This window comes from Terrabacter sp. Soil810 (assembly GCF_001429645.1).
GTDB lineage: Bacteria > Actinomycetota > Actinomycetes > Actinomycetales > Dermatophilaceae > Terrabacter.
On the sequence record NZ_LMSW01000011.1, the window covers coordinates 92,445 to 106,671 of the forward strand.

Genomic DNA, 14,227 nt, shown 5'->3' on the forward strand with positions numbered 1-14,227 from the left:
CGGCGTCGCGCGCTCAGGCGCGGGGTGCGTCGCGCAGGAGGCTGATCTTCTGCCAGATCTTGCGGCTCATGCCGGTCGTGAGGTTCTCGATCTCGCTCACGGTGTCGAGCACGAGCGCGTCGGTCGACTCCTCGGCGCACAGGGCCGCGGCCTTCGAGGTCATCGACAGCAGCTCGGAGCAGTACTCGAGGTAGAGCGCGTAGTCGCGCACCGACATCGTGCGGGGGCTCACGACCTCGTCACCGGCGATCGTCCCGAGCCGGGTGTCGGGCAGCAGGGCGGCGGGGTCCTTGCTCATCTGGTGCATGTCGATGATGTGGGCGAGCGAGCGCAGGTGGTGCGGCCGGCGGATGAGGTCGTTGCGCACGACCCGGTCGGCGAGCGAGAGCAGGAACCAGATCGCGATCCCGGCGAACACGAGGTCGTTGATGAGGCTCTCGACGACCGGCAGCCACTCGAAGGCCGCGATCGAGCCGGCCCGGGCCAGCGCGTCGCGCACCGCGATGCCGACCGCGACGAGCGACACGGCGAGGACGACGACGATGAGGGCCCGCGAGGCCCACACCAGGGTGGCTCGCTGGGCGGGGGCGCGCCGGCGGCGGTCGAGGAGGGCGTCGACGACCTTGCCGAGCTCCTCGGTGGCGGCACGCAGCCCGGGGTGGCGGGGCAGGTAGGTGTCGATGCGCTCGCCGAGGTAGCTGATGACGGCGCGCACCTCGGAGCCGTCGAGCCGCTCGTAGCTCGTGAGCCGCGGTTGCGCCATGCGCCCGAGCGTAGACCGCGCGGTGCCGGCGTCGCGGGATCGCGCATGGTCGGGTGCGCAGCGACGCGCCGATAGACTTCGGCGGGTGAGCCTACGACTGTTCGACACCGCAACCCGGGAGCTGCGCGACTTCATGCCGCGCGAGGTGGGCAAGGTCGGCATGTACATCTGTGGCCTCACCACGCAGGGTGCGCCGCACATCGGCCACATCCGTTTCGCGGTCGCCTTCGACGTGCTGCGCCGCTGGCTCGAGGTCGGTCACGGCTACGACGTCACGCTCGTGCGCAACGTCACCGACATCGACGACAAGGTGCTCCGCAAGGCGGCCGACGCCGGTGAGGACTGGTTCGCCCTGACCTACCGCAACGAGCGCCTCACCTCGCAGGCGCTCGACGCGCTCGGCGTCGAGCCGGCCACCTACGAGCCGCGGGCGACCGGTCACGTGCCCGACATGGTGACGCTCATGGAGACGCTCATCGAGAAGGGCCACGCGTATGCCGCCCCCGACGGCAGTGGCGACGTGTACTTCGACGTCCGCTCGTGGCCCGAGTACGGCTCGCTGACCGGCCAGTCGCTCGACGACATGGCCAGCGCGGACGATGCCGACCCGCGCGGCAAGCGTGACCCGCGCGACTTCGCGCTCTGGAAGGGCCACAAGTCCGACGAGCCCGAGAGCGCGTCGTGGCCCACGCCCTTCGGCGCCGGTCGTCCGGGCTGGCACCTCGAGTGCTCCGCCATGGCGCGACGCTGGCTCGGCGACGAGTTCGACATCCACGGCGGTGGCATCGACCTGCGCTTCCCGCACCACGAGAACGAGCAGGCGCAGTCGCGCGCGGCCGGGCTCGGCTTCGCCCGCTACTGGCTCCACAACGCGTGGGTCACGGTCAAGGGCCAGAAGATGGGCAAGTCGCTCGGCAACGCCCTCGAGGTGCGCCACCTGCTCGAGTCGACGCGGCCGATCGTGCTGCGCTACTACCTCACGGCGGCGCACTACCGCTCGATGATCGAGTACCACTCCGGCTCCCTCGAGGAGGCCGCCGCCGCCGTCGAGCGCATCGAGGGCTTCCTCGAACGGGCGTCCCGGCGCGGCGCGATCCGACCGGTGTCCACCGCTGACCTGCCGGGCGCGTTCGTCGCCTCGATGGACGACGACCTCGGCGTCAGCGGCGCGCTCGCCGTCGTGCACGACACGGTGCGCGCCGGCAACAGCGCCCTCGACGAGGACGACGACGAGGCGGCCCTCGAGGCCGCCGGCGCCGTCGTCGCCATGACCGACGTGCTCGGCGTCAACCCGCTCGCCGCGCACTGGGGCTCCGGCAGCAGCCGCGAGGACGCCGCCGCCGAGCTCGCGCTCGAGGCACTCGTGCGGGCCCAGCTCGACGCCCGCCAGATCGCCCGCCAGGAGCGCGACTTCGACCGGGCCGACGAGATCCGCGACACGCTGACGGCGGTCGGCATCGAGATCACCGACACCCCGTCCGGGGCCCAGTGGTCGCTCGCCCGCCCGGCGCGCGGCGACGCCGACCCCACCACCGACCACCCCACCGCGGCCCTCGGGGCCGAGAAGGCACAGGGCTGACATGCCAGGCAACTCCCAACGGCGCGGCGCCATCCGCAAGAGCGGCAAGGGCGCGACCGTCGGCTCCGGCGGCCAGCGCCGCCGCGGGCTCGAGGGCAAGGGCCCGACGCCCAAGGCCTCCGAGCGCGAGTACCACCCCGCGCACAAGCGCGCCAAGGCTGCGGCGAAGCGCTCCGGCTCCGGTGCGCCCGGTCCGGGCGGCCGCGGCCAGACCCGGTCCAAGAGCCGCAGCAAGGCCTCGAGCGAGATGGTCTACGGCCGCAACTCGGTCGTCGAGGCGCTCCGCGCCGATGTGCCGGTCGCGACGATGTACATCGCCACGCGCATCGACACCGACGACCGCGTGCGCGAGGCCCTCAAGCTCGCCACCGAGCGGGGTCTCCCGATCCTCGAGACGCCGCGCGGCGAGCTCGACCGGCTCACCGACGGCGGCGTGCACCAGGGGATGGCGCTGCAGGTGCCGCCCTACGACTACGCCCACCCGAACGACCTCATCGACCCCGAGATGCCCGGCATCCCGCTCGTCGTGGCGCTCGACGGCATCACCGACCCGCGCAACCTCGGCGCCATCGTGCGGTCCGTGGCGGCCTTCGGCGGCCACGGTGTCGTCGTGCCCGAGCGTCGTTCCGTCGGCATGACCGCGTCGGCGTGGAAGACCTCCGCCGGTGCGGCTGCCCGCATCCCGGTGGCCCGCGCGAGCAACCTGACCCGCGCCCTCGAGGAGTTCAAGAAGGCCGGCTTCTTCATCCTCGGCCTCGACATGGACGGCGACGTCGAGCTGCCCGACCTCTCGCTCGCGACGGAGCCGCTCGTCGTCGTCACCGGCTCCGAGGGCAAGGGCCTGTCGCGCCTCGTCCGCGAGACGTGCGACCAGATCGTCTCGATCCCGATGAGCTCGGCCGTCGAGTCGCTCAACGCCGGGCTCGCGACGGGCGTCACCCTCTACGAGATCGCCCGCCAGCGCCGCCGCTGACCGGCCGGTCGGCGGCCGGGGGGAACGACTCATACGTGTCCGGGAACTCTCGGACCCTCTGCGACGCTGGTCCAGATGACCTCGATAGAGTGCTGACGCAGGTCAACTACGAGCTGTAGTACTACGAACCCCGACTGCGGTCATGCAGCGGGAGATGCCGGAGGACCGAACCCGTGGCGAAGAGCAACCGTGCCGAGACGGCCGCCCGAGCGGCGCAGCTGCGCGCCGAGGCCGCCCGCAAGGACCGTCAGCGCACGCAGGTCATCGCCGCGTCGGTGGCTGTCGTCGTGGTCGTGATCGCGGTCGTCCTCGGGGTCGTCATCTCGAACCGGCCGCAGGACGCGCCCGCGGCCAGCGGGGGAGCCGCGGCGCTCGCCACGCTCGAGAAGCTGCCCTCGAGCGTCTTCGACAGCGCGCCGGCTCCGACGCCGGAGCAGGCGCCCGCCAAGCTCCAGGGCGGCACGGCCCTGACCCAGGACGGCAAGCCGAAGGTGCTCTACGTCGGCGCCGAGTACTGCCCGTTCTGCGCCATGGAGCGCTGGGCGCTCATCGGGGCGCTGTCCCGCTTCGGCACCTTCACCGGCGTCACCGAGACGACGAGCTCGAGTGACGACGTGCACCCGGACACCCCGACGTTCTCGTTCAAGGACGCGAAGTACGCGAGCGACGTCGTCGCCTTCGAGGCCGTCGAGACGCAGGACCGCAACAAGCAGCCGCTCCAGACCCTGGACGGCGAGAACCTCGCGCTCTTCCAGAAGTTCAACCCCGGCGGCGGCATCCCGTGGATCACCTACGGCGGCACCCACGCCACCGACGGCGCGACGGTCGACGCCAACGCCTTCGAGGGCAAGACCTACGACCAGATCATCGCCGGCATCCAGGACCCCACCTCCGACATCGGCAAGACCGTGACGCCGGCCATCAACATGATCACCGCCCAGATCTGCGAGCAGACCAAGGGCCAGCCCGCCAACGTCTGCACGAGCCAGGCGGTCGCCTCCGCCTCCGTGCTGCTCAAGCGGTGACGCCGGCGTGAGCCCGCTGCACGACGACGTGGCCACCGGGGAGGCCCCAGTGGTCACCGGCCCGAGCCGGCCGGTGTGGCTCGCCCCCGTGTCGGTCGTCCTCGCCGTCGCGGGCCTGCTCGTCTCGGCCTACCTGACCTTCGAGCACTTCACGGCCAACGCGACCCTCGCGTGCAGCATCGGCGGGGTCATCGACTGTGCCAAGGTGACGACGAGCGCCTGGAGCACCTTCATGGGCGTCCCCGTGGCGCTGCTCGGGCTCGTCTTCTTCGTCGTCGCCCTCGGTCTCTGCCTGCCGCAGGTGTGGCGTCGGCCCGAGCGCTGGCTCGACGCGGTCCGCCTCGGCTGGCTCACGGTCGGCCTCGGCATGGCGCTCTACCTCGTGTGGGCTGAGCTCTATCGGATCCACGCGATCTGCCTGTGGTGCACGGCCGTGCACGTCGTGACGTTCCTGCTCTGGATCGTCGTGCTCTTCGGCCAGATCCTCTCGGCCCCGGCCGAGAAGCTCGCCGTGGGCACCGAGGGGGAGTGACGGCATACCGGCGCTGAGCGGGGGCTCCAGCCGTCGGTGGCGCACGGCACCCGTGCTCAGTCGAAGCGGCTGATGACCGGCATCTCCTCGGTGTCGACGCCGAGCACGGCCTTCTCCTCCGGCTTGGCCGGCAGGACGGTCGCGACGTAGTCGCGCAGGGCGTCCTCGATGGGGGTGTCGTGACCGGCCCGCTCGCTCATGTACCAGCGGTGCTCGAGCACCTCGTGGAAGATCTCGGCGGGCTCGAGGCGGCCGGTCAGCTCGCGTGGCACCGCGCGCGTCACCGGCTCGTAGATCTTGGCCAGCCAGTCGTGCGCGACGATCTCCTCGTCGTCGCCCTGACGGTCGGTGGCGGCGGTGTACGCGTCGAGGTCGTTGAGCAGGCGTCGCGCCTGGTTCTCGCCGACGTCGAGGCCGGTGAGGCGCAGCAGGCGGCGGGAGTGGTGCCCGGCGTCGACGACCTTCGGGGTGATGACGATCTCGGTGCCGCCGATGTCGGTCGTCATCGACAGCTCGTCGACGTCGAAGCCGAGCTCGTTGAGGCGGCGGATGCGCTCGTCGACCCGCCAGCGGTCACCGACCTCGAAGCGCTCCGTGCCGGTGAGGGCGTCCCACAGCGTGTGGTAGCGCTCGATGACCGACGCGGACACCTCGAAGGGGTCGGCGTGCTCCTCGAGGAAGCCCCCCGCCGCGAGGTCCATCAGCTCACCGGCGATGTTGACCCGGGCGATGTCGAGGTCGTGCTCGCGCTGGCCGTCGGACAGCCTCGCGTGCAGCTCGCCCGTCTCGGCGTCGACGAGGTAGGCGGCGAAGGCTCCGGCGTCGCGGCGGAAGAGGGTGTTGGACAGGGACACGTCGCCCCACCAGAAGCCCTCGAGGTGCAGCCGCACGAGGAGGACGGCGAGGGCGTCCATGAGGCGCACGGCCGTGTCGGGCCGGAGGTTCTGGCTGTAGAGCGCGCGGTAGGGCAGCGAGAACTGCAGGTGGCGCGTGATGAGGCAGGCGTCGAGCGGCTCGCCGTCGGCGGTCGTGCGCCCGTGCACGACCCCGAACGGCTCCACGCTCGGCACGTCGAGGCGGCGCAGGTTGCGCAGCATGGCGTACTCGCGGTCGGCGATGTCGTCCTTGATCTCCTTGACGGCGAGGACGCGCGGGCCGAGCTTGACGAAACGCACGACGTGGCGCGAGATGCCTCGGGGTAGCGCGGCGAGATAGCTCTCGGGCCACTCCTCCAGCGGTGTCGACCACGGCAGGTCGAGCAGTGCGGACTCGGGCCTGGCGGTGGTGATCTCGAGCGTCACGCGTTCATCGTGGCACGGTCGCGCGACAGGCGTCGATCAGCCCACAGCGCAAGGGCGGCCAGCGCGAGGAAGAGGACGGCGATGACGGCGCAGTTGAGCAGGGTGCGGCCCAGGCCGATCGAGCCCACGTTGAGGAACGGGTAGGGGTACCAGTCGACGAGCGGTCCGAGGGCGAGCGTGGCGGCGAGCCACAGCACCGGCCAGATGAGCGAGGGCAGCAGGTCGTCACGGGTCACCCGGCCCCGCGGACCGAAGGCGACCCAGCCGACGAAGGTCAGCACCGGGACGACGATGTGGAGCAGTCGGTCGCAGACGAGCGAGCCCGTCGTGTAGCTCGGCGACGGGGGAAGGGCGACCGCCGCGACGATGCCGGTCACCGTGATGCCGACGAGCGAGGCGAGCCGCACGACCCGGAAGAGCTGGGAGTCGATGCGGTCGCGGACGACGAGGTACATCGAGACGGCGACGAGGAGGTTCGCCTGGATCGTGAAGTAGCTGAAGTAGCGGCGCACCTGCTCGGGCCGGGCGGTCGTCACCGCGCTCGAGTCGAGGATGTTGTCGCCCGTCGCCACGAGGTAGAGCTGGAAGACGAGTGCGAAGACCGCGACGACGAGCGTCACGAGGTGCCAGTACCGCCCGATGGTCGACTTGGTCACAGCCGGAGCCTAGGGCCTCGGTGGCCGCTGACGCCGCACCTTGTCCAGCGTTGCGGGACAACGGCGCCGGGCCGGCACCCACGAGGGGTGCCGGCCCGGCGGCGTGATGCAGTGGTACGCGTGTGGCTCAGTCGCCGACGCGCAGCCCCGACTCGGCGTTGAAGACGTGCACGTGGCCGGCCTTCGGCTTGAGGTAGATCTTGTCGCCCTTCTCCGGGGGGCGGCGACCGTCGACGCGTGCGATGAACGGCACGGCGCCGGCGTTCTCGCCGGTGGCCTCGAGCAGCTTCTGCTCGGTGGAGCCGTAGATGTAGGCGTCGGCGCCGAGCTCCTCGACGACGTCGACCGTGACGGGGATGCCCGACTGGTCGGACGACAGCTCGAGGTCCTCGGGACGCACACCGAGCGTGACGTTCTTGCCGACGCCGGCGAGGTTCTCACGCGTCACCGGGACCGTGTGGCCGTGGAGGTCCACGCCGCCGTCGGTGACCGGCACCTCCATGAGGTTCATGGCGGGCGAGCCGATGAAGCCGGCGACGAAGACGTTGGCCGGGTGGTCGTACATGCGGCGCGGGCTGTCACACTGCTGGAGGATGCCGTCCTTGAGCACCGCGACGCGGTCACCCATCGTCATGGCCTCGACCTGGTCGTGCGTGACGTAGACCGTCGTGACGCCGAGGCGGCGCTGGAGCGAGGCGATCTGCGTGCGCGTCTGGACGCGGAGCTTGGCGTCGAGGTTGGACAGCGGCTCGTCCATGAGGAACACCTGCGGGGAGCGCACGATCGCGCGGCCCATGGCGACGCGCTGGCGCTGGCCACCGGAGAGGGCCTTCGGCTTGCGGTCGAGGTACGGCGTCAGGTCGAGGATCTTGGCGGCCTCCTCGACGCGCTTGCGGATCTCGGCCTTGTCGACGCCGGCGATCTTGAGCGCGAAGCCCATGTTGTCGGCGACCGTCATGTGCGGGTAGAGCGCGTAGTTCTGGAAGACCATCGCGACGTCGCGGTCCTTGGGGGACAGGTTCGTCACGTCGCGGTCACCGATGAGGATGCGTCCGCCGTTGACCTCCTCGAGGCCGGCGAGCATGCGCAGGGAGGTGGACTTGCCACACCCGGAGGGGCCGACGAGGACGAGGAACTCCCCGTCCGCGATCTCGATGTTGAGCTTGTCGACGGAGGGAATCGGGTTCCCGGGGTACTGCCTCGTCGCGTTGTCGAACGTCACTGTTGCCATGGCTTCATTGCCTTCCTTCACCGGCAGGAACGTGCCGGACGATCCGTTGTAAAGGGTGTGCCTGCCCGGGTGAGCAGGCATCGACATCATGTCCCACTCCGGGCACGTTGACCACCCCTCGCCCACGGGAGGGCCGCCGCGGGCATGGGTGGGGGACGTGTAGGCCCCGGCGGGGACCGCGGCGACCGGTCCCCGCTGGGTCCGATCAGGGATGTGTCCGGAACGTTGCAAAAAATTGCAGCAAGCGGGTTTCCGCTGTCTGCAACTTCTTGCTAGATTCCGGGGCACCGGTGGCGGCGTGTGCCACCTGGCTTCAAAGGAGAATCCATGCACAAGCGTGCGCTCGGCGCTGCTGCCGTCACGGGTGTTGCCGCCCTGGCCCTCAGCGCCTGCGGTGGGTCCAGCCCCACCACCCCGTCCGACACCGGCGCCGCCGGCACGAGCAAGGCGACGACCACCGGTGTCCCGGAGACGCCGAGCGGCACCGCTGCTCCCGTCCGTGACGCCAACGTCGACCTCGTCATCTGGACCGACGCCGACCGCTCGAAGGCCGTGCAGAAGTACGCCGACGAGTTCGCTGCCGAGAACGGCGTGACGGTCAAGGTCCAGATCTCGACCGACACCCGCGCCCAGTTCAAGGACGCGACCAAGGTCGGCAAGGGTCCGGACGTCATCGTCGGCGCCCACGACTGGCTCGGCGAGCTCGTCCAGAACTCGACGGTCGCGCCGGTCAACCTCAGCTCCGACGTCGCGGCCAAGTTCCTGCCGAAGGCGATCGAGGCCACGAAGTTCAACGGCCAGGCCTACGGCGTGCCCTACGCCGTCGAGAACATCGGCCTCATGTACAACAAGGACCTCGTCCCGAACCCGCCCAAGACCATGGACGAGCTCGTCGCCGCCGGCGAGAAGCTCGTCAAGGAGGGTAAGGCCAAGCAGGTCCTCAGCCAGTTCGTCTCCAAGGTCGGCAACGCGTACTTCGCCTACCCGTACCTCTCGGCGTTCCCCGAGGGCGGCATCTTCGCCATCAAGCCCAACGGCGACTACGACCCGAACAAGGTCATCGTCAACACCCCTGACTCGGTCAAGGGTGGCGACGTCCTCGCCGAGCTCGGCAAGAAGAAGGTCCTCTCGACCAACGTCGACGACACGAACCAGGACGCGCTCTTCGACACGAAGGCCGCCCCGTTCATGATCTCCGGTCCGTGGAGCGTCGCGAAGGCCAAGGAAGCCGGCATCAACTACGGCATCGCCCCGCTCCCGAGCCTCACCGGTGGCGGCGCCATGCGTCCGTTCCTCGGTGTCCAGATGTTCTACGTCTCGAGCAAGGCCAAGAACGCCGCCCTCGCGCAGGAGTTCGTCACGAACTACATCCCGCGCAAGGACGTCCAGCTGGCCCTCTTCGAGGTCGGCAAGCGCCCGCCGGCCCTCAAGGAGGCGTACGCCGAGGTCGCCGCGAGCGACCCCGACGTCAAGGCGTGGTACGAGGCCGGCATCGACGGCTCGCCGATGCCGAACATTCCCGCGATGAACTCGGTCTGGGGCCCCTTCGGCCAGGCGACCGCCGACATCATCGCCGGCAAGGCCGGCGCCAAGGAGCGTCTCGACGCTGCTGCCAAGGAGATCACGGCGAACATCGCCAAGGGCTGAGCTCCTCAGTCTGACAAGGGTTTCCGGGGTCCGTCCTGAGGGCGGACCCCGGAAACCCGGCCCGGGCACGGGCCATCGGGGAGCTCCGCGAGGGCTCCCCTTCGTGCACCTACGGCAACGGCGCCGGGTCGGCGCAAAAGGACGTGTCACATGAAGAAGCCCATCGCGCTCGCGATCAAGTGGGTTCTCATTGCAGTCGCCCTGCTGGGCATCCTCTACATCGCCACCAAGCTGGCTGCGGCCGGCAACGTCATGGCGGTCGTTCTCGCCGGACTCGTGGGGATGGGCGTCCTCGCCGTCTACGCGACGAAGCGGTCGGTCCCCCTGAAGTACCTCGTCCCGGGTCTGCTCTTCATGATCCTCTTCCAGCTGTGGCCGGTGCTCTACACCGCGAGCCTCTCGGTCACGAACTACGGCGACGGACACCTCTACAGCAAGGAGGAGTCGGTCACCGACATCATCGCCCAGTCGGTCCGCGAGGTCCCCGACACCCCGCGCTACAAGATGTCGGTCGCGATCGCCGAGGGCGGCGACCCCGCCACCGCGGACCTCGTCCTGTTGCTGACCAAGCCAGACGGCAGCACCTACGTCGGTGACAACGCCGGCCTCAAGCCGCTTCCCCCGACCGGTGTCGAGAAGACGCCCGTCGGCAAGATCACCAAGGCTCCCGGCTACACCATCCTCACCGCGAAGCAGGCGAACGCCCGGAGCAAGGACCTGTCGGCCATCGCCGTGCCGACCAGCGACGGGGGCGGCATCAAACCGGTCGGTCTCTCCGAGGCCTTCGAGGGCAAGGCGACGGTCACCTACGACTCGGCGGCCGACCAGCTGACCGACGCGGCCACGGCGCCACCATCGGTGTATGCGCCGAAGGACGCCAAGTGGGTCAACGTGGCCGACCCGACCCAGTCGTTCCCCCAGGGCTGGAAGGAGAACATCGGCCTGGCGAACTACTCCCGCATCTTCACCGACAGCACGATCCGCAGCGGCTTCATCAGCATCTTCATCTGGAACATCGCCTTCGCCATCCTGTCGGTGCTCACGACGTTCCTGCTGGGCATGCTCATCGCGCTGCTCTTCAACGACCCGAGACTGCGCGGCAAAGCGTTCTACCGGTCTCTGCTGATCCTGCCCTATGCCCTGCCCGGCTTCGTCACGGCGCTGGTGTGGAAGGGCATGTTCAACCAGGACTACGGCATCATCAACCAGACGCTGGGCATCTCCGTCGACTGGCTGGGAACGCCCGGCGGCGCCAAGGCCGCGATCCTCATCACGAACCTCTGGCTGGGCTTCCCGTACATGTTCATCGTCTGCACGGGCGCGCTCCAGTCGATCCCGCAGGACGTGCGCGAGGCGGCGACGATCGACGGCGCCAACGCCTTCCGGACGCTCCGCTCGATCATCATGCCGTTGCTGTTCGTGGCCGTCGGCCCGCTGCTGCTCGCGTCGTTCGCGTTCAACTTCAACAACTTCGGGCTCATCTACCTGCTCACCAAGGGTGGCCCGTTCAACGGCGCCGACACGAGCATCGGCTCGAGCGACCTGCTCATCACGTATGCGTTCCGCCTGGCCTTCTCCGGCAGCGCGCCCAACTACGGCTTTGCTGCGGCGGTGTCCGTGATCATCTTCCTGCTCGTGGCGCTGATGAGCATCCCGGGCTTCCGTCGCACCAAGGCCCTCGAGGAGGTCAACTGATGTCCGCCCCTGTTCCCACAGACCCCCGCCTCGACCACCGGCTCGAGGTCGAGACCGGCGAGCACGTCGACCACGCCCCGTCGCCGAAACGGCCGGGCGTCGGCGGGCAGGTCTGGTGGCGCCACGCCCTGGGCATCCTCGCCCTGATGTGGGCGCTCTTCCCGATCCTCTTCATCTACTCCGCAGCGACGAACCCGAGCGGCACGCTCAACACGGCGAGCCTGTGGCCCTCGGGCTTCTCGACGAAGAACTTCACCGACCTCTTCAACGACAGCTCGCGCCCGTTCTGGACCTGGTACAAGAACTCGCTGACCATCTCGTTCATCGGGGCGCTCGGGGCGGTCTTCCTCGGCGCGTGTGCGGCGTTCGCCTTCTCGCGCCTGCGGTTCAAGGGCCGTCGCGGCGGCATGATGTTCCTGCTGCTGACGACGTTCTTCCCGGCGCTGCTCGCCATCGTCGCGACGTACATCATCTTCGCGGCGATCGGTGACGTGCTGCCGGCGCTCGGCCTCAACACGGTCACCGGCCTGATCCTCGCCTACCTCGGCGGCGCGCTCGGGGCCAACGTGTGGCTGCTCAAGGGCTACTTCGACACCGTGCCACGCGAGCTCGACGAGGCAGCCATCGTCGACGGTGCGAGCCATGCGCGCATCTTCTTCACGATGACGCTACGACTGGTCATGCCGATCCTCGTCACGGTCTTCATGCTCGTCTTCGTCGGCCTCTACGGCGAGTTCATGCTGGCGAGCGTCTTCCTCACGGACGTCGAGAACCAGACGCTCGGTGTCGGTCTCTACGGCATGACGCTCGGCAACGACGCGAACACCCTGTTCGGGCGGTTCACGGCCGGTGCCCTGCTCGGCTCGATCCCCGTGATGCTGCTCTACCTCGCCTTCCAGCGTCAGCTGGTCGGTGGGCTCACCACGGGATCCGTGAAGTGACTCCTGCCCCGACCCGCCAGCAGACGTGGCTGAGCCAGCCGCACCACGACGGGTCGGGGCGGTACGTCTCCAACCAGACGCCCCGCCTCGGCGACCGCGTCGACGTGCTCGTCCGGGTGCCGCTCGAGGCCGAGGTCGAGGCGGTCCACGTGCGCACGTCCCCGGACGGCGAGGCGACCTTCACGGTCGCCCGCAAGGTGCGCACGACGGCCGTCGACGAGTGGTGGCGCGCGACCCTGACGTGCCACAACCCGGTCACGAGCTACCGCTTCCTGCTCACCGGCGGCCCGACGAGGTACGCGTGGCTCAACGGGACCGGTGTCCACGGGCGGGACGTGCCCGATGCGAGCGACTTCCGCCTCGTCGCGCACGCGAGCCCGCCGCCGGAGTGGGCGCTGGGGGCGGTCGTCTACCAGATCTTCCCCGACCGCTTCGCGCGCTCGAAGGGTGCCGACAAGCACGAGACGCCGGACTGGGCCGTCGCTGCGGCCTGGTCCGACCCGGTCGACCTCAGCCCCAGGGGCATCGCTCACCAGCTCTACGGCGGTGACCTCGACGGCATCACCGAGCACCTCGACCACCTCGAGTCGCTGGGCGTCGACGTCGTCTACCTGACGCCGTTCTTCCCGGCGCGCTCCAACCACCGCTACGACGCGTCGTCCTTCGAGCAGATCGACCCGCTCCTCGGCGGTGCCCCGGCGCTGCGCCGGCTCACCAAGGCCGCCCACGAGCGCGGCCTGAAGGTGATGGGCGACTTCACGACGAACCACACGGGCAACGCCCACGAGTGGTTCCTCAAGGCCGCCGGTCCCGGCGGGAAGAACACGCCGGAGCGGGACTACTACATCTGGGAGGACGGCACCTACGTCGCCTGGCTCGGCGTCCCGTCCCTGCCGAAGCTCAACCATCTCAACGCCGCGTTGCGCCACCGCATCTTCGAGGACCCCCAGGGTGTCGTACGCAAGTGGCTGGGTCGGTCAGGTGGGCTCGACGGGTGGCGTGTCGACGTCGCCAACATGACCGGCCGCTGGCGCGACACCGACGTCAACCACGACGTGGCTCGGCAGATGCGTGACGTCATGGGCCGGGTCGCCCCCGACGCCCTGCTCGTTGGGGAGCACTTCCACGACTACACGCCTGACATGCCCGGCGACGGCTGGCACGGCGTCATGAACTACGCCGGCTTCTGCAAGCCGACGTGGACGTGGCTGCGTGAGGAACCCAAGGACCCGCGGTTCCTCGGCGCCCCGGTCCCGCTGCCCCTGCTCGATGCCGGTGCGGTCGTCGAGACGATGCGTGACTTCACGTCGCGGATCGCTTGGCAGTCGCTCGTCCACTCGTTCAACCTCATCGGGTCGCACGACGTACCGCGCATCCGGACCCTCGTCGGCGCCGACTCCGTCGAGGCGGCGGTCGGTCTGCTCATGACCTTCCCGTCGATGCCGATGATGACCTACGGCGACGAGATCGGGATGGAGGGCACCTTCGGCGAGGACGGCCGCCGTCCGATGCCGTGGGACGAGAGCGTTTGGGACTCGGGGACGCTCGCGGTCTACCGCGGCCTCATCCAGGCTCGCCAGCGTTCGGTGGCGCTCCGGCGCGGCGGCCTGCGCTGGGTCTGCGCCGAGGGTGACGCCATGGTCTACCTCCGCGAGACGCTCGACGAGGTGGCTCTCGTCCACGTCGCACGGGACGCCCACGACCCGGTGGTCCTCGACCCGCGTCACCTGGCCGGGATCGAGTCCGGTTCGCCGCTCTACGGACCCGTCCCCAAGGTCGGCAAGCGTGCTGTCACACTGAGCGCCTCGGGGCCCAGCGTCAGCATCTGGACGTGGCGCCCCACCGACGACGGTCCACGGCACGTGCGACGAAGGGGGAGGTGAC

At 69.7% G+C, this 14,227-nt stretch carries 12 protein-coding genes; 8 read left to right on the forward strand and 4 right to left on the reverse strand.

Features of this window, described 5'->3' with window-relative positions:
* Positions 1–13 precede the first annotated feature (13 nt).
* Positions 14–763: a hypothetical protein gene (locus ASG96_RS06330; RefSeq protein WP_057587386.1), complete on the reverse strand. Its 750-nt coding sequence runs from the start codon at positions 761–763 to the stop codon at positions 14–16.
* Between the two features lie 85 nt (positions 764–848).
* Between ASG96_RS06330 and cysS the strand changes: the two genes are divergently transcribed.
* The 4 genes from cysS (at position 849) to ASG96_RS06350 (ending at position 4,872) form a co-directional block, all read left to right on the forward strand.
* Positions 849–2,342 carry a cysteine--tRNA ligase gene (gene cysS / locus ASG96_RS06335; RefSeq protein WP_056752280.1) on the forward strand — a complete coding sequence of 498 codons (1,494 nt, stop codon included), beginning with the start codon at positions 849–851 and terminating at the stop codon, positions 2,340–2,342.
* 1 nt (position 2,343) lies between these two features.
* Positions 2,344–3,315 carry a 23S rRNA (guanosine(2251)-2'-O)-methyltransferase RlmB gene (rlmB, locus tag ASG96_RS06340; protein WP_056752282.1) on the forward strand — a complete coding sequence of 324 codons (972 nt, stop codon included), beginning with the start codon at positions 2,344–2,346 and terminating at the stop codon, positions 3,313–3,315.
* A 173-nt stretch (positions 3,316–3,488) separates the two neighbouring features.
* Positions 3,489–4,340 (forward strand): DUF929 family protein, encoded by an 852-nt coding sequence (locus ASG96_RS06345; RefSeq protein WP_056752285.1) that lies wholly within the window; start codon positions 3,489–3,491, stop codon positions 4,338–4,340.
* 7 nt (positions 4,341–4,347) lie between these two features.
* On the forward strand, positions 4,348–4,872 hold the full coding sequence (locus tag ASG96_RS06350) for a vitamin K epoxide reductase family protein (RefSeq protein ID WP_057587388.1): 525 nt from the start codon (positions 4,348–4,350) through the stop codon (positions 4,870–4,872).
* 56 nt (positions 4,873–4,928) lie between these two features.
* Here ASG96_RS06350 and ASG96_RS06355 read toward each other — a convergent pair whose 3' ends face one another.
* The 3 genes from ASG96_RS06355 to ASG96_RS06365 all read right to left on the reverse strand — a co-directional run bounded on the left by ASG96_RS06355 (position 4,929) and on the right by ASG96_RS06365 (position 8,060).
* Positions 4,929–6,173 carry a DUF4032 domain-containing protein gene (locus ASG96_RS06355; RefSeq protein WP_056752290.1) on the reverse strand — a complete coding sequence of 415 codons (1,245 nt, stop codon included), beginning with the start codon at positions 6,171–6,173 and terminating at the stop codon, positions 4,929–4,931.
* A complete protein-coding gene (locus tag ASG96_RS06360) occupies positions 6,170–6,829 on the reverse strand; it encodes a Pr6Pr family membrane protein (RefSeq protein WP_056752293.1) in 660 nt (219 codons plus the stop codon). Before ASG96_RS06360 ends, ASG96_RS06355 begins: the two co-directional genes overlap by 4 nt.
* A 127-nt stretch (positions 6,830–6,956) precedes the next feature.
* Positions 6,957–8,060 (reverse strand): ABC transporter ATP-binding protein, encoded by a 1,104-nt coding sequence (locus ASG96_RS06365; RefSeq protein WP_056752296.1) that lies wholly within the window; start codon positions 8,058–8,060, stop codon positions 6,957–6,959.
* Positions 8,061–8,387: 327 nt separating this feature from the next.
* Between ASG96_RS06365 and ASG96_RS06370 the strand changes: the two genes are divergently transcribed.
* The 4 genes from ASG96_RS06370 (at position 8,388) to ASG96_RS06385 (ending at position 14,226) form a co-directional block, all read left to right on the forward strand.
* A complete protein-coding gene (locus ASG96_RS06370; protein ID WP_056752299.1) occupies positions 8,388–9,707 on the forward strand; it encodes a maltose ABC transporter substrate-binding protein in 1,320 nt (439 codons plus the stop codon).
* Between the two features lie 150 nt (positions 9,708–9,857).
* The gene (locus ASG96_RS06375; protein ID WP_056752302.1) at positions 9,858–11,402 is read left to right on the forward strand and encodes an ABC transporter permease subunit; all 1,545 of its coding nucleotides are present in this window, start codon (positions 9,858–9,860) and stop codon (positions 11,400–11,402) included.
* Positions 11,402–12,343, forward strand: a complete 942-nt coding sequence (locus tag ASG96_RS06380; protein WP_057587391.1) for a sugar ABC transporter permease — start codon at positions 11,402–11,404, stop codon at positions 12,341–12,343. Before ASG96_RS06375 ends, ASG96_RS06380 begins: the two co-directional genes overlap by 1 nt.
* Positions 12,340–14,226: a glycoside hydrolase family 13 protein gene (locus ASG96_RS06385; protein ID WP_082591665.1), complete on the forward strand. Its 1,887-nt coding sequence runs from the start codon at positions 12,340–12,342 to the stop codon at positions 14,224–14,226. Before ASG96_RS06380 ends, ASG96_RS06385 begins: the two co-directional genes overlap by 4 nt.
* Position 14,227 lies beyond the last annotated feature (1 nt).